We start from the raw sequence: 19,602 nt of genomic DNA on the forward strand, positions 1-19,602 counted from the left end.
CCAGAGGGACGACGAGCAGACAGGAGACCACGCCATGCCAATGACATCACACTATCTGAGTTGCGCCGGGCGCGAGATGCATTACACCGAGTGGCGCACTGACGAGCCTATTGTCGAGCGCGGCACCGTGATCGCCTGGCACGGCCTGGCCCGCACCGGGCGCGACATGGATGAGTTGGCGGCCCACTTGAGCGCGCGTGGCTACCGGGTGATCTGTCCCGACACCATCGGCCGGGGCTTGAGCCAGTGGAGCCCCGACCCCCAGCAGGAATACTGCCTGGCGTTTTACGCGCGCCTTGCGCGGGAGCTGTTCGAACAGCTCAAGATTGAGAAAGCGCACTGGGTGGGCACCTCCATGGGCGGCGCCATTGGCACCGTGTGCGCATCCGGCCTGCTGCAGGCCGACATGAAGCCGCGCATCCAGAGTCTGACCTTGAACGACAACGCACCGCAACTGGCGCAGGCCGCTATTGAACGGATCAAGGCTTACGCAGGCAAACCGCCTGCATTCGCCACGGTGCTGGAACTGGAGGCCTTTTTCCGCCAGGTCTACAAACCCTACGGCGCTTTAAGCGACGCGCAGTGGCGGCGCCTGACCGAAACCTCCGTGCGCCGTTTGCCCGATGGCCGTGTCACGCCGCACTACGACCCGGCCATGGTGCAGCAGTTCACCCACCATCCCGATGACTACCTCCTCTGGGACCATTACGACCTGCTCGACATGCCGGTGCTGTGTTTGCGCGGTGCAGACTCTGATCTGGTGCTGCCCGAGACAAGCAACGAGATGCTGCGTCGCGGACCGGGCGCCCTGGGTTTGACGCAGGTGGTCGAGATTGAAGGCTGCGGTCACGCCCCGGCACTCAACGTGCCCGGGCAGCTGGACCTGGTCACCGCCTTCATTGACGGTGTCAATAAAACGTATGCTATTTAGTTGATAGCGGGTTGCGCAGGGTGTACGAGGGCTAGAGCCCTATTTGATGCTGAAAATCCGCTACTTCACATTGCACTCACGGCGCAGCAGGGCGATGGCGTCCTTCAACTCGTAGTCAAAGTCGCTTTGCAGCGTGGGCTGCGCTTCGTCCAGAAAGGCCTGCCACAGCTGGGCGTAGTCGTCCTGGTGTTGCGCGGGGGCGTGATTCAGGATGTACTGGCGAGTCAGTTCCGGGCTGAGGCCGGACTTGCGGATCTTGCGGACCAAGGCGGCAGCGCTTTTTTCGGTCAACAGGGTTTTGGGCGCGGTCTTGGTGGCCACGCACAGGAACAGGGTCAGCAGCGAGCCGTCATCACTGTGGCCGCCCGTGGCCTTGTTCCAGGCCAGCGAGGCCGAGCGGTCATGGTGGTCTACTTCGCTCAAGCCGTCCTCGGTCCAAAAATACCGGCCCATGAACGCTGGTGTCTGGTCAAACAGTTTTCTGGCGGGCAGGGTGGCGTCAAGAATCTTCGGCAAATCCGCCAGCACGGACTGGCGCACCGCCTCCACGGCGGCGCTGAGGTGACCGGGCAGATTTTTTGGGATCGTGATAAGGACAGCGAGCAAACTGGTGTTCGCGTTGGCCGGGTCACTGCCTTGGCCTGCCGCTTTTGCTTCGCCATATTTTTTGCGCAGCGCCGCCACCATCTTTTCAAATGCGACCCAGTCCGGCATCTCGGTGCGTTTGCAGGCCAGGACCAGCAAGGCGGTGCGGATGACCGCTTCGGCGTCCTTGCCCGCCTCTTCCAGTTCGCTGGCTTCCATGCCCAGTTTGTCCGCCAGCCAGATGGCGGCATCGATCACTTGCGCTACCTGGCGGCGTTTGGCGAGTTCGGCCTGGTACTCGGCCAGGCTTTTGAGCGACCACTTGGCCAGCAGCGGAATGTGCTCGTCGGTGAAGCCGCCGTGCTCATTCATGCCGAAGTGGCTGTTCTGCGGCATGGCCACCAGGCTTTTGAGCATGTCCGAGCCGCCTTTGGAGCGCGACAGAAACGAATGGTCGCGCAGCGCCTCGGCCGCAAGCGTCAGGTCGCCGTTGCTCGTGCTTTCCAGGTAGAGGCTGACCAGATTGACCATGCGGTCCTTGGCTTTTTCCAGCTCGGGGCGCAAGAACTCGTTGCCAAAGTAGCGCGCAATTTGCACCATGCCCTTGGGCGCATCCTCGCAAATGGTGTCCAGTTTCTGCCGATCAATGATGCCGTTTTGCACGCCAAACAGCAGTGCTTTCTCAAAAAACGGGCGAGTGTCGTAGACCGAAACGGTTGCAGCGGGGAGGGCGGTGGTGTGCGTGGGCATCGTGACGAAAGTGGCAAGTCCGGGTTGGCAGATCGGGGGGTAGGTCTTGAGTGAGCGGCACCCGGCCTAAATGGCCGATTCCTCGTCCGACTCGCGCGCCGCCGGTGTGGCTTTGCCGCGGTCGGTGTCGCCGGTCTCGACCTTGCCGTCATCTTCTTCAGCTTCGCCGTCCTCACCCCCGCCGGCCTCGAACGCACGGGCTTTGGCGCGCAGCACCAACAGCATTTCAATGAAAAGATCGGGGCACTGATAGCGCAGTATCCACGCCAGCTCCATCCAGTCCTGGTCCGCCACTTCGTCCTGTTCCAGGCGCGGCTTGGCGTAGGCCGAGGCGTAGAGGGCAGTTTCTGACAGCATTTCGCCGTCGTCTTCCACCGTGTCAAAGGTGCCGGTGCGGGCAAAGGCCTCGACGCGGCTCCATTTTTCTTCAAAGTAGTCCGCCAGCGCCTCGCTGCCGCCTTCCAGGTCGCCAATGGCGGTCATGAACTCGACCGGGTCCGCGTCCTCCCGAAAGATGATCGAGTTCAGCATGCCGCGCAGGTGGGTGCGGGTCAGGTCCTTGTATTGCTTTTCGATCACCACCGCCCGGGCAAACTGGGCCGGGGTGACCATCAGGTTGATGACCGATTCCTTGGAGTTGTCGTATTCGCGGATGATGGCCAGGATGTCCTTGGGCGGCAGTTGCTCCAGCACCACCATCAGCGCCGAGTCGCCCTCGATGTCGGCCAGTTCGACCAGGGCCGACTCGGCGCCGACGATGTCGCCGGCGGCAATCAGGCTTTGGGTTTTTGCGATGAGGGCGAGGTGGTTCATTGGAGTTTCCTGGTCAGTTAGAGGGGGCAGCGCGGGCGCTTTACCGGTCTTTGCGGTCAAAGCCCTGTTCGACCATCCAGTCGGCGCCAGCGTCTTCGCGCACGCGGGCTGCTTTTTCTTCTTCGGCGTCAAACTCGTTGAACGGCTCGTCGCCATCCTCCTCATCGCCGTTTTCGCCGTCTTCGTCGTCATCCTCATCCGCACTTTGGGCAACCGGCGTGGTGTCCGGCTTGCCGTACATGTACTCCAGGCCGGCCGCCACCGTTAAAAACCAGGCGCCCATGGGTTCCTTCAGGATTACCTGGGTCAATTCGTGAGCCCAGGGCGTCAGATGCGCCGCGTCCACCAAAGTATCCCAATCCGGGAATTCGTCCGACTCGTGCGTGAGCAGGTGATCCATCACGGCGGGCAGTTTGAAGCGAAAGCCCTGGTGGAAGATCACCGCCACCATCTCCGGGCTGAGTTCGATCATCTGGAGCAAAAAGCCGAGTTCTTTGCGTCTTTGCGTCAAACGCTGGCGCAGCACGTCCCGTCCTTCGGAATCAAATGTCAGATCGTCCATTTCAGACTGGTAAGCCGAGCGCAGCTGGAGGAAAAAGGGGGAAATTCTCATGTCACCGGGTTTCAAAGTAGAGGGTTAAAGTAGTTTTGCCAAATATCGCGCGCCGTCTCGATCGGGCTGTCGAGCAGGTTGCGGCGGCGGTTGTCGTCGTAAGCCTGGCGTTTGGCATCATCCGAGAGCACCTCATAGGCCTCTTGCACCGCCCGAAAACGCTCCGGCGCACTGGCAGCGGCATTTCGGTCAGGGTGGTGAAGCGACGCCTTCTGGCGAAACGCCTTCTTGATATCGGCCAGCGTCGCAGCGCTGCCAAGCCCGAGGGTTGCGTAGTGGTCTTTCATGCGTACTCTGGCTGTTGGTGTGGCAAGGTTGGGGATGGTTCAACCTATCTGTCACATTTTGTGGGGGCTGTTCTTCGTTTTTCCGGCGCCGGATGGGCGACGGGCCGGGGCGGTGCAAACAAGGAACTTGGGGGGTGTGATTATGCCCGGCGCGAATTACGGCGTCGCACAAGTCACCTGACCCAGGGGTTGCCGGCTGTCCAGAATCTCCAAAATGCGCTGCAGTTCTGACTGCAACTGGCTTCGCGTCTCCAGCGCATGATGGCCCAGGCTCCCGCTCAGACTCATTTCGCAGGATGAAATTGGGATGCCCTTGTTGGCGAAAGCAATGCTGTTGCTTCGATCGAGGACGTTGATTTCCACGAAATTGCCCTCGAACGCCTGCTTGATTCGATCGATGAACACCGGATGCGCCGGATTGTCGTTGTCGAGGTTGACCACCAGCACACTGCTGGGCGTCATGATGCGACAACAGTTTCTGTAAAAGGCGGGGGTGCACAACTGAACCGACAGGCCGCGCGCATCAAAACCGTCCACCAGGATGACGTCAAACCCGGGCGGCGCATCACGCACAAAATCGGCCCCGTCGGCGCACACCACCTGCAAGCGCTCATCATCGTCCGGGATCAGAAACTGCTGACGCATGGCAATGACGTGCGGGTTGATTTCCACCACCGTGATCCGGGTTTGCGGGAAGTTTTGGTAACAGAACTTGGCGAGTGATCCGCCGCCCAGGCCGATCATCAATATATGCGCTGGTCGGGGCTTGGCCAGCAGAAAAGCCATCATGGTCTTCGTGTAAGGCAACTCCAGGTCGAACGGCCGTTGACAGGACATCAGGCTTTGCATGCCGTCCATGTGGAAGTGCAGGGACCGACCTGCCGGGTCGTTCTGGACAAAAGGCTGGGCGTGGTCTGGCACGTCAAGCGACTCGGGCATGCAGGGCTTTTCGCTCGTTCAAGGCAAAGTAATCAAAATCAACGTTGCCGCGCATGGCGTGCGCAGACACGGGAATGTTCTTGCCGGCGAAGACAATCACATTCCCGTCCCTGTTGGCAGGCACCTCAGCCGTGTTGTTGCCAAATGACCGGTTGATGCGGTCTATGAACAGCTCGTACAAGCGGTGGTAGCCATGCAGGTTGACCGCCATGACACCGGGGTCGGCCAGCACCCGGCAGCAGTTTTCATAAAAGTGCTGCGAACACAGCGCGGCGGGTTGGCCCTGTTGGTCGTAGCCATCGACCAGCAGCACGTCGAAATCCGGTTCGGCATCGCGCACGAAATCGGCGCCGTCGGCCTCGATCACCTGGAAGCGTTCGTTGTCGTCGGGAACCAAAAACTCCTGGCGCATGGCAATCACATGGGGGTTGATTTCCACCACCGTGATCTTTGTTTCGGGCAGTTGCCGATAGCAGTATTTGGCCAGGCTCCCGCCGCCCAAGCCGATCATCGCAATGTGTCGGGGTTGGCGCTGGAGGCGCAAAAACCCCATCATGGTTTTGGTGTAGTCCAGTTCCAGCTCGTCCGGCTGGCTGGTGCGCATCCGGCTTTGCAGGTGAGTGTTGGAAAAGTGCAAGGACTTGCTGTTCTTGTCCTCGCAGATGGTGGGCACCTCATGGTGCGGACGGGCGGATTCAGCGTGATCTGGCATAAAAAGGACAAATTTGAGGGGACAGCAGCAGCGGCGCGACGTCAAACCTTAGCGTTGCGCGTTGACCTCGGCCACGGTCAAGGCGGTCATATTGACCAGACGGCGCACCGTGGCGGCGGCGGTCAAGATATGAATGGGCTGGGCCGCCCCGAGCAGAATGGGGCCGATCGAGATGCCACCACCCGCCGCTGCCTTGAGCAGGTTGTAGGTGATATTGGCCGCGTCCAGGTTCGGAAACACCAGCAGATTGGCTTCTCCGTTCAGGGTGCTGCCCGGCATGAGCTGGCGCCGGTGGGCCGTGTCGAGCGCCATGTCGCCATGCATCTCGCCGTCAATCTCCAGCCAGGGCGCCTGTTCCTGCACCAGCGCCAACGCCTGGCGCATCTTGACGGCGGAGGCTTGCTGGCTGGAGCCGAAGTTGGAGTGGGACAGCAAGGCAGCTTTGGGGTGCACGCCAATGCGCAGCATTTCTTCGGCCGCCAGCACCGTGATCTCGGCAATCTGCTGGGCGCTGGGGTCGTAGTTGACATGGGTGTCGACCAGAAAGACCTGGCGGCCCGGCAGGATCAGGCCGGTGACACAGGCGTAGGTATTGACGCCGGGACGCTTGCCGATGACCTGGTCCACATAGTTCAGGTGCAGCGAGGTGGTGCCCCAGGTGCCGCAGATCACGCCATCGACCTCGTTTTTCTTGAGCAGCATGACCGCGATCAGGGTCAGGCGGCGGCGCATTTCAATCTTGGCGGTCTGCTCGGTGGTGCCCAGGCGTTCGGTCAGCTGGTGGTAGGTCTGCCAGAAATCGGGGTAGCGCTCGTCTTGCTCGACGTTGACGATGTCGTAGTCCGCACCTTGTTTCAGGCGCAGCCCAAACTGCTCGATGCGCTGGGCGATGATGGCCGGGCGGCCAATCAGCGTGGGTCGTGCCAGGGCTTCATCCACGATGATCTGGCAGGCACGCAGCACGCGTTCATCCTCGCCTTCCGCGTAAGCCACCCGCTTGGTCGGCGCCCGTTTTACCGCGGCAAAAATAGGTTTCATGAGTGTGCCGGAGGCATACACAAAGGCCTCCAGGCGTTCGCGGTAGGCCGCCAGATCCGTGATCGGCGTCATGGCCACGCCCGATTTCGCAGCGGCCTCGGCCACGGCGGGTGCGATGCGCGTCATCAGGCGCGGGTCGAACGGGCGCGGAATCAGGTAGTCCGGGCCAAACGCCATTTGTTCACCTGCGTACGCTGCCGCGACCACGTCACTTTGTTCCGCTTGCGCCAGTTCGGCAATCGCATGCACGGCGGCGATTTCCATCTCCAGTGTGATGGTGGTGGCGCGCGAGTCCAAGGCGCCCCGGAAGATGTAGGGGAAGCACAGGACATTGTTGACCTGGTTCGGGTAGTCGGCACGCCCGGTCGCCATGATCGCGTCGTCGCGCACGGCCCGGACCTGCTCCGGGGTGATCTCCGGCGTGGGGTTGGCCAGGGCAAACACCAGCGGTCGCGCCGCCATGGACCGGACCATCTCGGGCTTGAGCACGCCACCCGCCGACAGGCCCAGAAAAATATCGGCCCCTTCGATGATTTCGCCCAAGGTGCGCGCGCTTGTCGGTTGGGCGTAAACAATCTTGTCCTCGTCCATCAGCTCGGTGCGTCCCTCGTACACCACGCCGGCCAGGTCGGTGACATAAATGTTCTCGCGCGGAATGCCCAACTTCACCAGCAAGCCCAGGCAGGCCAGGGCGGCGGCACCGGCGCCCGAGGTCACCAGCTTGATCTTCTTGGGGTCTTTGCCCACCACCTTCAAACCGTTCAGGATGGCGGCGCCGACCACGATGGCCGTGCCATGCTGGTCATCGTGAAACACCGGAATGTTCATGCGTTCGCGCAATTTGCGTTCCACATAAAAACAGTCCGGCGCCTTGATGTCTTCCAGGTTGATGCCGCCAAACGTGGGCTCCAGCGCAGCAATGATGTCCACCAGCTTGTCCAGATCGGACTCATCGATCTCCAGGTCGAACACATCAATGCCGGCGAACTTCTTGAACAGAACGGCTTTGCCCTCCATCACCGGCTTGGCCGCCAGCGGGCCGATATTGCCCAAGCCCAGCACGGCCGTGCCGTTGGTGATAACGGCCACCAAATTGCCACGGCTGGTGTATTTGAAGGCCGCGTTAGGGTCTTTGACGATTTCTTCGCAGGGGGCTGCCACCCCGGGCGAGTAGGCCAGACCCAAATCATGCTGGTTCACCAGTTGCTTGGTTGCGGCAATCGCCAGCTTGCCCGGTATCGGGTGTTCGTGATAGTCGAGCGCGGCCTGACGGAGTTGTTCGTTTTTGGTGATTTGCGTTGGCATGGTGACGGGTCTTTCTGCCGCGTGGACGGCGTTAAATGTTTCAGGAATCTTTGGACACCAGGGCCAACAGGGCGGCGCGAATCACGCCGAATTCCAGGCTGCTGATCGTGACGCTTTTTCCCATCACCATGGGCGTCTCAAGGTCCAGGCCCGGCATCACCAGCAAGGCGTGTTGCCACGTCGCCTCCGTCTGACTCATTCGGTTCATGGCATGGATCCCGCATTGGATGACCTCGGGGCGAGACAGTTTTTTCAGGAGGCAGACGCGAATGGACAGGCCATTGGGCAAATACACCGTGGCGACGTCGCCGGTGTCGGCGCCGGTCTCCAGCACGTCCATCTGGCCGTCCTTGAAATCCGGGTCTTCCTTGAGCAAGCTTTTGATCGACTGCGCCAGACACTGCCGCGCAACTTCTTCGATCAAGGCCTCGTCGGGCAACAAGGCATGGCCCAGACCCCCCAGGCCCAGGGTCTGGTCCGAGGCGTCGTAGCGGGTGCAACGCAGCCCCCATTCGGGTTCGGCCTCGCAGGCCAGGCGAACCTGTGCCGTTGCTTGCGCGGCATAACAGACGGAATCCAGCCATTCCATAGACCGCTCAAACGCATCCACCATGCCGATGGCACAGGGGAATTTTTTGATGAAGGGCTGGGGATCGAGAATGCCGGCCCGCTTGCGCAGCAGGGGACTGGCCAGATGGACGTGATCGTGCTCTTCCCAGATGGCGGCACACGTCTGGCTTTCATCACATCCGGCCGGATGGAACTGGACCAGACTGAGACCACTGCTTGGGTGCGATCTGCCGAGGATCGTGGGCTGACCAGCGGTTTTGTGAACTCTTCGTTGCGGCATCAGAACATCTCAATTCACGCGACTATCAACATGCATCAGCGGCGTGACCAGCACGTTCGCTGCGTTCAACCGTGGGCCCGTCCGCCTATGGAAATGATGTAAATAGTCTAACAATAAGTGTATTGTAGTCGCTCTAAAAACACATAGAATGATAATCAAATTAACATATTAAAGCGCAAGCCATGGAACTCAAGACTGCTCGATTGACTGTGTTGGTCGATCCCGCCAAAAAGAAGGCCTTTGAGGCCCTCTGTGCGCGACAGGACGTGACGCCGTCGCAGGTGGTGCGACGGCTGATTCGTGACTATTTAATCCAGCATGGTGTGGATTTCATTCCCAGCGGGTCGCTCAAGGCGAGCGACCCCAAAGAAGACGGCCCGGGTCTGGGCTGAGTCTTCCGCTTACTTTTCGATGGCCAGCAGCTCGACTTCAAACGTCAGCGTGGCATTCGGCGGCACGGCAGCGCCTGCGCCACGGTCGCCATAAGCAGTGGCCGGCGGGCAGGTCAGCGTGGCCTTGCCGCCGACCTTGATTTTTTGCATGCCCTCGGTCCAGCACGGGATGACCCGGCTCAGCGGAAATGTGGCGGGTGCATTGCGCTTGTAGGAGCTGTCGAACTCCTTGCCGTCGACCAGGGTGCCACGGTAGTGCACCTTGACCGTGTCGGTCGACTTGGGGTTGGCGCCCGTGCCCTCGGTCGTGTGAGCGATCTTCACGCCGGAGGGCAGGGATTCCGTGGTGGCGGCGATGGCGCTGGTGGCAAGGACGGAAATGGCAAAGAGGGAGTAGAAAGATTTCATGCGGATGAATGGGGATGGTTGGGTTTTGGACCCGTAGTTTACGGCCCCGCTCCGCGCACGCTGGCGTCTGACGCATCTACCCAAACGGGGGCATCGACCAGATTTTCATAGTATTGAAATTCATGGCAACTTTTGGCCCAATGCGGGTTGGTCGATTTGCGGTCGCCCACGCCAATCAGCGTGCGGCCAGCCGCCTTGATCTTTTGCGCGAGGGGCATGAAGTCACTGTCGCCGCCAACGATCACGAGGGTGCCAATGTGGCCAAAGCGACCCAGGTCCTCAAACGCGTCGAGACACAGCCTGATGTCAGCCCCATTTTTGGCCGACGCGCCCGGGGGGAAAAGCTGAACCAGTTCTACCGCGCCCTGCAGCAAGGCATCGCGGTAGCGACCGAAAAACTGCCAGTTGCAATACGCGCGATTGATGGCCACCGGTCCAAACGACGCAGCCAGCTCGATGATGGCTTTGACGTCGATGAGGGGCTCCTGCGCCTTGAAGCGCCCATCCGGTTTGTTGTAGGAACCTTCTCCCAGTCGCGCCTCCGACAGACTCGCGTGAAGGTTTTCGAAGTCCCAATAGAGCGCGACCGATTTGTTTTCAACGCTGTTGCTTGTGTTCACGATGTCTTCCCGTCCATGGATGCTTGTCCATCATGCTAACCGGGCCGCCTGGCGCGTGGTGCGCAATGTTGCCAGCGCTGCATCAAAGGCAAACTGTGTGATCTGCCGCCCGAGGGGCTCACCGGGCTGGCCCAGTGCGGCTTGCAGCAAGGCGGCATGCGCCTGGAAATGCGCGATGGCGGCGGTGTCGCTCTGTGCCAGCAAGGTGTCGAGTTCGTCGAGCACGGCCCGCAGGGTTGCCGGGTCCGTTGGTGTGGTGTCCGCTGCAGGGCGCGCATCCGTTGAGGGGGGCAGGGCGGCGGCCAGGGCCATCAGTTCGCGGTTGATGGCATCGAGTTCCAGGTGAATGTCCTTGTCACGCAGCTGCTCGATCGGGCTTTCCCGCAAGCTCACTTCCAGGAGCCAGGCCATTTCCGCCAGACGCTCCGCCCCCAGAGTGCCTGCCGTGCCCTTGAGGGTGTGGGCCAGGCGCCGGGCGGTGGCCAGGTCGCCGCCGGCCAGGCTCGCGGCCACCTGTGTCATGTCATTGGCATGCGACTGGGCGAAATGGCCCAACAGATCGAGGTATTTGTGGGCTTGGCCGCGCAGTGTCGTCAGGCCACGCGCCACGTTGAGTCCTGGTACGCCGGCCAGGCGTGCCAGGGTGGCGGCGTCGGAAGTCGATCTTGGTGCGGGCTTTGCCACCGTATCAGTCGCGCGATCGGGCGGGTTCAATGGCCTGGCCTGCGCACCCTTCGTTGTCCCGGGCGGTAGCCATTTCAACAGGGCGGCATAGAACAGGTCCGGTTCGATGGGTTTGGCGACAAAGTCGTTCATGCCCGCTTGCAGGCAGGCACGGCGGTCCTCGTCGAAGACGTTGGCCGTCATCGCCAGGATCGGTTGGGTCTCCCAGCCCACCAGGGCGCGGATGGCGCGGCTGGCTTGTAGGCCATCCATATGGGGCATCTGAATGTCCATCAGGATCAGGTCGTAGGCCTGGGTCTGTGCTTTGGCCAGCGCTTCCTGGCCATCGCCGGCCGTGTCCACCGCCAGACCCACGCCGTGCAGCAGCTCCAGCACCACCTCACGGTTGATCAGGCTGTCCTCCGCCAGCAGGAGCCGGGCGCCGCCATGGCGCAGACGCAGTTGCATCTCCGCACTCCCGAAGTCCACGGCCTGCGTGCCAGGGGATGCGCTGGGCATGATGCCGTGGCCGCGTTGCAGGCGAGCCGTGAACCAGAAGGTGCTGCCTACCCCCGGCGTGCTGTCGGCACCGGCCTCGCCGCCCATCAGGTGCGCCAGCCGTCGGGTGATCGTCAGCCCCAGGCCGGTGCCGCCGTATTTGCGCGTGGTCGAGGTATCGGCCTGCTCAAAAGCCTGAAACAGGCGCGCCATCTGCTCGGGCGTAATGCCAATGCCCGTGTCCTGGACCTCGAAACGCACCAGCAAATCGTGCTCCTTGTCTTGCAACAGTCTGGCGCGCAGGACAATCGTGCCGTGCTCGGTGAACTTGATGGCATTGCCGGCGTAGTTGAGCAAAGCCTGGCGCAGCCGGGTGGGGTCGCCGCGCAGCCACAGGGGAACCGCACCCGCATCGAGTTCAATTTTCAGCCCCTTGCTGCGTGCCGATTCGCCGACGATGGAGTCGACATTGTCAAGAACGGCGGCAAGGTGAAAGTCGGTGTTTTCCAGTTGCAGCCGGCCCGCCTCGATTTTGGACAGATCGAGGATGTCGTTGATGATCGACAACAGGTGCTGGCCCGCGCTGTCAATCTTGTCCAGCCGCTCGCCCTGTTCCGGTGTGGTCCCGGTGCGTCGCAGCAGATGCGTCAGGCCGATGATGGCGTTCATGGGCGTGCGGATTTCGTGGCTCATGTTGGCCAGAAACGCGCTCTTGGCCTGGTTGGCGGCATCAGCCTGCTGCCGTGCCGTGCTCAGTTCCGCGGTGCGGCTGGCCACCAGTTCTTCCAGACCGTGACGATAGTGGTCCAGCTCTTCGCCCAGTCGCTTCTTCTCGGTGATGTCTTCCTTCACCGCCACGTAGTGGGTGATGCGCCCGTCCGGTTGACGCAAGGGGCTGATGATGGCGAACTCGGTGTATTCGCTGCCGTCTTTTCGGCGGTTCTGGAACTCGCCCTTCCAGGGCAGGCCCTGGGTCATCGCCGCCCACATGGCTGCATAGGTTTCGGTCGCCGTTTTGCCCGAGTGCAAAAGGCGCGGGTTCTGGCCGATCACCTCCTCGCTGGCGTAGCCCGTGGCTCGGACAAAGGCATCGTTCACATACTCGATTTGGGCCTGCATGTTGGTGATGACGATGCTTTCCGGGCTTTGCTGCACCGCCAGCGACAGTTTGCGCAGCTGGTCCTCGCTGGCTTTGCGCTCGGTGATGTCGCGGGAAATGCCGAAGACACCGAAGACCTGTCCGGTGCTGTCGCGCAGCGGCCCCTTGGTGGCCAGATACGTGCGCTCGCCATCGACGGTGGAGACGGTTTCCTCGTAGGTCTTGATCACGTTCTCGGTGATCACGCTGCGGTCATGGGCGCGGATCATCGCGGCCTGTTCCGGCGGGAAGAGCGCCGTGTCGTCGTGGCCCAGCGCCTGCCCGGAGGACTTGGCGGTGACCCGCATGGTTTCCTTGTTGAACAAGAGGTAGCGACCTTCCAGGTCCTTGACGAAGATCGCGTCGGTCGAACCGTCAACAATCGCCGCAAGCAATTGCTGGGTACGCCGGTTGTCAAGTTGCGCCTCCCGTTCACGCAGTGACAAGGTCAGGGCCTGCGCGAGCAGACGCCCGACCAGGGCAAAGAGCAGCAGCGAGGTCACGGCCACAAACAGCCATCCCTTCAAGGTACTGGCCAGGAGCATCTGAGCCGGGTCGCTGATCAGCCCGGCCAGCACTTTGTCAGACAGCACGATCCACAGGCCGGCGAACAGCGCATAGGTCAGAACCAGCTTCAAGGTGGCGGTCGTGGCCTGCAGGGTGCTGGCCGCCGTGGGTGCTGGACTTGGTTCAGGATTCATGGCCACTCTCTTATCAGGTCTGCCGCCGCTGCACTCAGTGGCCGTCGCGGTACTGTTCGGCAATCGTCACAAAATCAGTGAAGCCGGCCAGGAAGGCGTCGCACACGTCGGGATCGAAGTGCTTGCCGCGTCCGGCGGCGATGTGGTCGCGCGCGACGGCGTAAGGCATGGCCGTCTTGTAGACGCGCACCGAGATCAGGGCGTCGAACACATCGGCCACGGCCATCAGGCGCGCGGGCAGGGGAATGGCGTCGCCCGCCAGGCCGTCGGGATAGCCGCTGCCATCCCATTTTTCGTGGTGCCAATGGGCGATTTCCTTGCCCACGGCCAGGAAATCCACCGGCGTCTTGATGTCACGCTCCGCCTGCTCGATGGCGTCGCTGCCCAGCTTGGCGTGGGTTTGCATGATGACCCATTCCTCGGCGTCCAGCTTGCCGGGTTTGCGCAGGATGTGATCCGGAATGCCGACCTTGCCGATGTCGTGCAGCGGCGCCGAGCGGGCCAGCAGATCAATGTAATGCTCGCTCAGGGTCGCCACAAAGCGGGGATGCGCACGCAGCCCGAGGGCCAGGCGCTGCACATAGCCCTGGGTGCGCATGATGTGGTTGCCGGTTTCCGGGTCGCGTATCTCGGCCAGGTGCGCCAGCGCCCGAATGCTGACCCATTGCGTGAGGTCGTTCTCGGTCATGCGCCGGGCCACTTCGGCTTCGAGTGCTGTGTTCTGGTCTTTCATCCAGTCACGGGCTTGCTTGGCCTGGAGTTGTGTGAGCACCCGGGCCAGCACCACCGCCGGCTTGATCGGCTTGGTGATGTAATCGGCCGCCCCCAGCAGCAGTCCGCGCTCCTCATCGCCGTCGGCGACCAGGGCGGTCAGGAAAACCACCGGAATGTCCTGGGTGGCCGGCTGCTCGCGCAGCCGCGCCAGCACCGCATAGCCGTCCATGCCGGGCATCATCACATCGAGCAGGATCAGATCCGGCACCGGCAGGCTGCTGGCCACGCGCAAAGCGCCTTCACCCGAGGTGGCTGCCAGGACCCGGTATTGCGGGCGCAGCAGTTCGCTCAAGATCAACAGGTTTTCGGGCGAATCATCGACGATCAGGATGGTGGCGCTGGGTGCTGCGGACATGCGGGTTTTGCCGGGGCGTCTGGTGAAGATCAAACAGTATTACACCGCAAACCACCGGGCCCTTTTTGCCGATGAAAAATATATATGAAATTGGCGTATAGCCCGCTTGCAGTATGCGTAAGTAGCTATCAATTCAGGAGTTTGTGGTCTGCTTGTTGGTCTGCCAGCTGACGGCATCATAGATGCACATAGCTGGATATAAACGCAGTATTGTTGGGCACCCGGCCCATGCGAGCACGCTCGGGCTGGCACTGCCCCATGCCCGCCGCAGCACGTCCAGCGCAAACGCACTCGCATCCGCACACGGGTGGACCAGCGGGTGCCAAGCCAACTCTACAACCCGCGCCACCCGCAGCGTTCGCTGCTGTACCACACCATCAGTGAGCACCGAGCGGCGCAACAAGGACCGCGCGTTCGGCCGTTTCATCCACACCTGCGAGAAGCAGAAGGGCGACCCGGACCGGGAATAGCCCTGAGCGGACAGCCGTGGCCTGACCACTACCCGCCGGTCAGCACTCGACGATGGCCTTGATCACCCCGGCGGACGGGTCGAGCAGGTTCTGGAACTGGGTCGGTACATCCGCCAGCGCCAGGCGGTGGGTGTTCAGGGTGGGCGGGATCAGGCCCGCGCGCATGGCGTCGAGCACCGTGGTGAAGTCTTCGGTGGTCGCGTTTCGGCTGCCCAGCAGCGTCATCTCGCGCTTGTGGAATTCGGGGTCGGAGAAGGTGATGTTCGCGCCGACCACCGAGATCAGCACATAGCTGCCGCCGTGGGCCACGAACTTGAAGCCCCGCTCCATGGCCTGGGGGTTGCCGGTGGCGTCAAACACCACGTCGAAGAACTCGCCGCCTGTCAGTGTGGCGAGCTGCGCTTCGTCGCTTTCGCCGAGCAGCACACCGGCATGAGTGCCCAGGGCGCTGGTGCAAAAGTCGACCCGGTCCTTGCGGCCGTCCAGCGCGGTGACCGACGCGCCGCGCAGTTGTGCAAAGATCATCGCGGCCATGCCGATGGGGCCGGCCCCCACCACCAGCACGCGTTGCCCTGAGCGCAGGTCCGAGCGCCGCACGGCGTGGGCACCGATCGCCAGGAATTCCACCATAGCGGCCTGATCGAGAGACACGCCTTCTGCCTTGTGCACGAACTGCTGGGGCACGGTGAGGTATTCGGTGAACGCGCCGTCGCGGTGCACGCCGAGCACCTGGATGCTCACGCAGCAATTCGTCTTGCCCGCGCGGCAGGCGACGCAGATGCCGCACGACAGGTAGGGCATGACGTAGACCGTGTCGCCGGGGCGCAGGGCGCCGTCCGCCGGGGCGCCTTCGACGATGCCCGAGAGCTCATGGCCCATCACGCGCGGGTAGCTCAGGTAGGGCTGCTTGCCGGTGAAGATGTGCAGGTCGGTGCCGCATACGCCCACGCGCTTGACACGCAGCAGCACGTCGTTGGCGCCGCGTTCGGGCATGGGGCGGTCTTGGGCCAGCAGGGTGCCGGGGGTTTCGCAGACTACGGTCAGCATGGAAAGTCCTTAAGTTCAAACAATGTTGTGTTCCGCCAGCTCGCTGCGGGTGGGCAGGCCTTCCATGTCGCCGATGACCTGCAGTGCCCGCGAGGCGATCCAGTTGGCGCGCCGCAGGGCCTGTGGCCAGGTCAGGCCCTCCAGTTGGGCGCTGATGATGCCCACGGCAAAAGCGTCGCCAGCGCCCACGGTGTCCACCACCACGGGCACGGGCACGCCGGGCACATGGCCGTGTTCGCCGCTGGCGGCGCGGAAGTAGGCGCCGTCGGCACCGAGCTTCACCACCACTGCCTTCGCGCCCCGGTCGATGTACCAGGCGGCGATGTCGGCGGGGGTGGTCTGGCCGGTCAGCAGCTTGCCTTCGTCGTGGCCGGGCAGAACCCAGTCGGCGTGGCGGGCAAGTTCGTTCAGGGTGTCGCGCATGGTGGCCGTGTCGGGCCACAGGCTGGGCCGCAGGTTGGGGTCGAACGAGACGCTGCGGCCCGCGCCGCGCAGGGTCTGCATGGCGTGGGCCACCAGCTCGCGGGCCGCGGGCGACAGGGCGGGGGTGATGCCGGTGGTGTGCAGATGCCGGGCCTTGAGCGCGTAGTCGGGCTTCAGGTGCGCCACGCCGAGCTGGCTGGCCGCCGAGCCGCGGCGGTAGTACTCGATGGCCGGGTCGCTGCCGTCCACGCTGCGCGACTTGAGCATGAAGCCGGTCGAGCGGTTCGGGTCCACTTCGACCTGCGAGGTGTCCACGCCTTCGGCTTCGATGGTCTGGCGCACATAGCTGCCAAACGAGTCGGCCCCCACGCGGCTGATCCAGCCCACCTTGAAACCAAGGCGCGCCAGGCCGATGGCGACGTTGCTGTCCGCACCGGCCAGCCGTTTGCTGAAGGTTTGCACCTGCGCCAGCAGCCCGGGCTCCTGCGCCACCAGCAGCGCCATGGTTTCACCCAGCGACAAGACATCGAGTTGATCGGGAGATGTGTTCACTCGGCCAGCTCCCCATGGTTCACGGCCACCAGCGTGGCCAGTACGCCGCGTGTCTGCAGCGATTGCAGGGCGCTCAGCAGGGCCGTCGCCAGCGGCGCATTGCCCGCCAGATCGCCAAACACCGGCGCGTAGGACAACATGGCCTGCACGGCTTCGATGCTGGCCCCCCGGCCCAGCGAGCGCTGGTACAGCGCCGTCAGTTCGGTGGCGTGGGGGTCGTCGATGGGGTAGGGCTGGCCCTGCTCGTCCACGCCGCGCAGGTAGTGCATCCAGGCCGCAATGCCCAGCGCCATGCGGGGCACCGGCAACCCGGTGGCCAGCCGGTCGCGCACGGTGCCGAGCAGGCGCTGGGGCAGCTTCTGCGAGCCGTCCATGGCAATCTGCTGCGTGCGGTGCGCCAGCGCGGGGTTGGCGTAGCGGGCGAGCAGGTTGGCGCGGTAGCCGGGCAGGTCCAGGCCGGGAAGCTCGGCCAGGGTGGGTTCGATCTCATCGCGCATCAGGGCTTCGATGTGCTCGCGCAGCGGCGCCTGGGCAATGGCTTTGTCCACCGTCTGCCAGCCCGCCATGGCGCCCAGGTAGGCGATGCTGGAGTGCGTGCCGTTGACCATGCGCAGCTTGAGCCGCTCAAAGGGTTCGGCGTCGGCCACGAAACGCGCGCCGCCCAGCGTCCAGTCAGGTCGGCCGGCCGCGAAGTCGTCTTCCACCGCCCAGTCAAAAAAGGGCTCGCCCAGCACCGGCCAGCGGTCTTCGATGCCCAGCGCCTGGCTCACGGCGGCGCGGTCGGCGTCGGTGGTGCGGGGCACGATGCGGTCCACCATGGAGCAGGGGAAGCGGCATTCGGCGGCGATGCGCTGGGCCAGCGCCGGGTCCACCGCTTCGGCACAGCGCAGCACGGCGCCGCGCAGCACGCGGCCATTGGCCGGCAGGTTGTCCAGCGACATCAGCGTGAGCGGCCCGTGGCCGCGCGCGTGGCGCAGCCGCAGCCCGTACACCAGCATGCCGATGGCCGAGCGCGGCGCCGCGGGGTGGGCCAGATCGTGGGCGATGTCCGGGTGGTCCAGCCGCAGCGCGCCGGTGGCCGGGTCGTGGCAGTAGCCTTTTTCCGTCACCGTCAGGCTCACGATGCGGGTGTCTGCCGCCGCGATGGCGTCCAGCACCGCTTGCGGGTTTTCGGGGGCCACCAGCAGGCTGCGCACGGCGCCAATCACCTGCAGGCGCTGGCGCGGTTGGCCCTGGGCGTCCGCGTCGCGGATCGCCAGCGTGTACAGGCCGTCCTGCGGCGCCAGGGCATCACGCGTGTCGGGCTGGCGCAGCGAGACGCCGACGATGCCCCAGCGCAGGTCGCCCGCGGCCAGGGCCGCCTCGGTGGCGGCGGCCATGTGGGCGCGCATGAAGGCGCCAATGCCCAAATGCACGATGCCACTTTGCAGGCACTGGCGGTCGTAGGCCGGGCGAGCCACCGCGGCCGGCAGTCTGGCCAGGTGTTGGGGGTGAAGACGATTCATAGGTGGTTCATGGGCGGCTCACCAGCTGCACAGCGTGCCGTCGTGCTGCAGGCGGTTCACTGGCAGGTAGGCGCGTTGGTAGGGGTACTTCGCGGCCAGTGCTTCGTCAATCGTCACGCCGTGGCCGGGGGCTTCGCCAGGGTGCATGTAGCCGTCCTTGAAGCTGTAGGCGTGCGGGAACACGGCGTCTGTCTCATCGGTGTGGCGCATGTATTCCTGGATGCCGAAGTTGGGCACCCACAGGTCGAAGTTCAGCGCGGCGCCCATGCACACGGGCGAGAGGTCGGTGGCGCCGTGCGATCCGGTGCGCACCTGGTAGAGCGCGGCCAGGTCGGCAATGCGGCGCAGGTGGGTGATGCCGCCGGCGTGGACCACGGTGGTGCGGATGTAGTCGATCAACTGGTTCTGGATCAGGTCCTTGCAGTCCCAGATGGTGTTGAAGATTTCGCCCACGGCCAGCGGCGTGGTGGTGTGCTGGCGGATCAGGCGAAACGACTCCTGGTTCTCGGCCGGCGTGGTGTCTTCCAGCCAGAACAGGCGGTAGGGCTCCAGGTCCTTGCCCAGGCGGCCGGCCTCGATGGGGGTGAGGCGGTGGTGGGCGTCGTGCAGCAAATGGATGTCGGGGCCGACAGCGGCGCGTACCTTGTCAAACAGCTCAGGTGTGTGGCGCAGGTATTTTTCCGTGGACCAGTCGTGTTCGCTGGGCAGGTCGGCATCGGCCGGCTCATAGAACATGCTGCCGCGGCCCACGCCGTAGACCTTCTCCAGGCCGGGCACGCCGCTTTGCGCGCGGATCGCCTTGTAGCCCATCTCCTTGTAGCGCAGCACTTCTTCCACGGTCTGGGTGATGTCTTTGCCGTTGGCGTGGCCGTACACCATCACGCCGGTGCGGCTCTTGCCGCCCAGTAGCTGGTACAGCGGCATGTTGGCGGCTTTGGCCTTGATGTCCCACAGCGCCGTGTCCACGCCGGCGATGGCGCTCATGGTCACCGGGCCGCGGCGCCAGTAAGCGCCTTTGTAGAGGTACTGCCAGATGTCTTCGATCTGCTGCGGGTCGCGCCCGATCAGGCAGGGAATGACGTGGTCGGTCAGGTAGCTGGCCACGGCCAGTTCGCGGCCGTTGAGCGTGGCGTCGCCGATGCCGGTCAGGCCCTCATCGGTCTCGATCTTCAGGGTCACGAAGTTGCGGCTGGGCGCGCACACGATGACTTTGGCGGCGGTGATCTTCATGGT

Annotated in this window: 18 protein-coding genes; 2 read left to right on the top strand and 16 right to left on the bottom strand. The window is 63.4% G+C overall.

What is annotated here, in order from left to right; all coding sequences use genetic code 11:
- The first annotated feature begins 34 nt into the window (after window positions 1–34).
- Window positions 35–931: an alpha/beta fold hydrolase gene (locus C5P05_RS18030; protein WP_114971217.1), complete on the top strand. Its 897-nt coding sequence runs from the start codon at window positions 35–37 to the stop codon at window positions 929–931.
- A 60-nt stretch (window positions 932–991) separates the two neighbouring features.
- On the opposite strand, the gene C5P05_RS18035 is transcribed toward C5P05_RS18030, so the two are convergent.
- The 8 genes from C5P05_RS18035 to C5P05_RS18070 form a co-directional block, all read right to left on the bottom strand.
- On the bottom strand, window positions 992–2,266 hold the full coding sequence (locus C5P05_RS18035) for a hypothetical protein (RefSeq protein ID WP_114971218.1): 1,275 nt from the start codon (window positions 2,264–2,266) through the stop codon (window positions 992–994).
- 66 nt (window positions 2,267–2,332) lie between these two features.
- Window positions 2,333–3,079: a hypothetical protein gene (locus C5P05_RS18040; protein ID WP_114971219.1), complete on the bottom strand. Its 747-nt coding sequence runs from the start codon at window positions 3,077–3,079 to the stop codon at window positions 2,333–2,335.
- Between the two features lie 40 nt (window positions 3,080–3,119).
- Window positions 3,120–3,692: a hypothetical protein gene (locus C5P05_RS18045; protein ID WP_114971220.1), complete on the bottom strand. Its 573-nt coding sequence runs from the start codon at window positions 3,690–3,692 to the stop codon at window positions 3,120–3,122.
- An 11-nt stretch (window positions 3,693–3,703) separates the two neighbouring features.
- Window positions 3,704–3,979 carry a DnaJ domain-containing protein gene (locus C5P05_RS18050; protein WP_114971221.1) on the bottom strand — a complete coding sequence of 92 codons (276 nt, stop codon included), beginning with the start codon at window positions 3,977–3,979 and terminating at the stop codon, window positions 3,704–3,706.
- A 156-nt stretch (window positions 3,980–4,135) separates the two neighbouring features.
- Window positions 4,136–4,918, bottom strand: coding sequence for a fused MFS/spermidine synthase (locus C5P05_RS18055; RefSeq protein WP_114971222.1), 783 nt, complete (start codon window positions 4,916–4,918; stop codon window positions 4,136–4,138).
- Entirely contained in the window at window positions 4,902–5,630 is a 729-nt protein-coding gene (locus C5P05_RS18060) for a fused MFS/spermidine synthase (RefSeq protein WP_114971223.1), read from the bottom strand. Before C5P05_RS18060 ends, C5P05_RS18055 begins: the two co-directional genes overlap by 17 nt.
- 48 nt (window positions 5,631–5,678) lie before the next feature.
- The gene (locus C5P05_RS18065; RefSeq protein WP_114971224.1) at window positions 5,679–7,973 is read right to left on the bottom strand and encodes an NADP-dependent malic enzyme; all 2,295 of its coding nucleotides are present in this window, start codon (window positions 7,971–7,973) and stop codon (window positions 5,679–5,681) included.
- A gap of 40 nt (window positions 7,974–8,013) precedes the next feature.
- On the bottom strand, window positions 8,014–8,823 hold the full coding sequence (locus C5P05_RS18070) for a hypothetical protein (RefSeq protein ID WP_114971225.1): 810 nt from the start codon (window positions 8,821–8,823) through the stop codon (window positions 8,014–8,016).
- Between the two features lie 182 nt (window positions 8,824–9,005).
- Between C5P05_RS18070 and C5P05_RS18075 the strand changes: the two genes are divergently transcribed.
- Window positions 9,006–9,215 (top strand): ribbon-helix-helix protein, CopG family, encoded by a 210-nt coding sequence (locus C5P05_RS18075; RefSeq protein WP_114971226.1) that lies wholly within the window; start codon window positions 9,006–9,008, stop codon window positions 9,213–9,215.
- A 9-nt stretch (window positions 9,216–9,224) separates the two neighbouring features.
- Here the strand turns inward: C5P05_RS18075 and C5P05_RS18080 are convergent, their stop codons facing one another.
- The 8 genes from C5P05_RS18080 to manD form a co-directional block, all read right to left on the bottom strand.
- Complete coding sequence (locus C5P05_RS18080; protein ID WP_114971227.1) at window positions 9,225–9,623, bottom strand: FKBP-type peptidyl-prolyl cis-trans isomerase; 399 nt, start codon at window positions 9,621–9,623, stop codon at window positions 9,225–9,227.
- 38 nt (window positions 9,624–9,661) lie between these two features.
- Window positions 9,662–10,243 carry an NYN domain-containing protein gene (locus tag C5P05_RS18085; RefSeq protein ID WP_232834558.1) on the bottom strand — a complete coding sequence of 194 codons (582 nt, stop codon included), beginning with the start codon at window positions 10,241–10,243 and terminating at the stop codon, window positions 9,662–9,664.
- Window positions 10,244–10,273: 30 nt separating this feature from the next.
- The gene (locus C5P05_RS18090; protein WP_114971228.1) at window positions 10,274–13,243 is read right to left on the bottom strand and encodes a hybrid sensor histidine kinase/response regulator; all 2,970 of its coding nucleotides are present in this window, start codon (window positions 13,241–13,243) and stop codon (window positions 10,274–10,276) included.
- A gap of 34 nt (window positions 13,244–13,277) precedes the next feature.
- Window positions 13,278–14,372, bottom strand: a complete 1,095-nt coding sequence (locus C5P05_RS18095) for a response regulator (protein ID WP_114971403.1) — start codon at window positions 14,370–14,372, stop codon at window positions 13,278–13,280.
- 509 nt (window positions 14,373–14,881) lie between these two features.
- A complete protein-coding gene (locus C5P05_RS18100; RefSeq protein WP_114971229.1) occupies window positions 14,882–15,889 on the bottom strand; it encodes a zinc-binding alcohol dehydrogenase family protein in 1,008 nt (335 codons plus the stop codon).
- Window positions 15,890–15,904: 15 nt separating this feature from the next.
- A complete protein-coding gene (locus C5P05_RS18105; protein WP_114971230.1) occupies window positions 15,905–16,864 on the bottom strand; it encodes a sugar kinase in 960 nt (319 codons plus the stop codon).
- Window positions 16,861–18,369: a mannitol dehydrogenase family protein gene (locus C5P05_RS18110; protein WP_114971231.1), complete on the bottom strand. Its 1,509-nt coding sequence runs from the start codon at window positions 18,367–18,369 to the stop codon at window positions 16,861–16,863. The genes C5P05_RS18105 and C5P05_RS18110 overlap by 4 nt, the downstream gene beginning before the upstream one ends.
- Window positions 18,370–18,387: 18 nt before the next feature.
- Complete coding sequence (manD, locus tag C5P05_RS18115) at window positions 18,388–19,599, bottom strand: D-mannonate dehydratase ManD (protein ID WP_114971232.1); 1,212 nt, start codon at window positions 19,597–19,599, stop codon at window positions 18,388–18,390.
- Window positions 19,600–19,602 lie beyond the last annotated feature (3 nt).

Source organism: Rhodoferax ferrireducens, from assembly GCF_003347515.1.
GTDB lineage: Bacteria > Pseudomonadota > Gammaproteobacteria > Burkholderiales > Burkholderiaceae_C > Rhodoferax.

Coding starts and splice junctions, on each gene's coding strand:
- C5P05_RS18030 (WP_114971217.1), top strand. CDS start 35: ATGCCAATGACATCACACTATCTGAGTTGCGCCGGGCGCGAGATGCAT.
- C5P05_RS18035 (WP_114971218.1), bottom strand. CDS start 2,266: ATGCCCACGCACACCACCGCCCTCCCCGCTGCAACCGTTTCGGTCTAC.
- C5P05_RS18040 (WP_114971219.1), bottom strand. CDS start 3,079: ATGAACCACCTCGCCCTCATCGCAAAAACCCAAAGCCTGATTGCCGCC.
- C5P05_RS18045 (WP_114971220.1), bottom strand. CDS start 3,692: ATGAGAATTTCCCCCTTTTTCCTCCAGCTGCGCTCGGCTTACCAGTCT.
- C5P05_RS18050 (WP_114971221.1), bottom strand. CDS start 3,979: ATGAAAGACCACTACGCAACCCTCGGGCTTGGCAGCGCTGCGACGCTG.
- C5P05_RS18055 (WP_114971222.1), bottom strand. CDS start 4,918: ATGCCCGAGTCGCTTGACGTGCCAGACCACGCCCAGCCTTTTGTCCAG.
- C5P05_RS18060 (WP_114971223.1), bottom strand. CDS start 5,630: ATGCCAGATCACGCTGAATCCGCCCGTCCGCACCATGAGGTGCCCACC.
- C5P05_RS18065 (WP_114971224.1), bottom strand. CDS start 7,973: ATGCCAACGCAAATCACCAAAAACGAACAACTCCGTCAGGCCGCGCTC.
- C5P05_RS18070 (WP_114971225.1), bottom strand. CDS start 8,823: ATGCCGCAACGAAGAGTTCACAAAACCGCTGGTCAGCCCACGATCCTC.
- C5P05_RS18075 (WP_114971226.1), top strand. CDS start 9,006: ATGGAACTCAAGACTGCTCGATTGACTGTGTTGGTCGATCCCGCCAAA.
- C5P05_RS18080 (WP_114971227.1), bottom strand. CDS start 9,623: ATGAAATCTTTCTACTCCCTCTTTGCCATTTCCGTCCTTGCCACCAGC.
- C5P05_RS18090 (WP_114971228.1), bottom strand. CDS start 13,243: ATGAATCCTGAACCAAGTCCAGCACCCACGGCGGCCAGCACCCTGCAG.
- C5P05_RS18095 (WP_114971403.1), bottom strand. CDS start 14,372: ATGTCCGCAGCACCCAGCGCCACCATCCTGATCGTCGATGATTCGCCC.
- C5P05_RS18100 (WP_114971229.1), bottom strand. CDS start 15,889: ATGCTGACCGTAGTCTGCGAAACCCCCGGCACCCTGCTGGCCCAAGAC.
- C5P05_RS18110 (WP_114971231.1), bottom strand. CDS start 18,369: ATGAATCGTCTTCACCCCCAACACCTGGCCAGACTGCCGGCCGCGGTG.
- manD (WP_114971232.1), bottom strand. CDS start 19,599: ATGAAGATCACCGCCGCCAAAGTCATCGTGTGCGCGCCCAGCCGCAAC.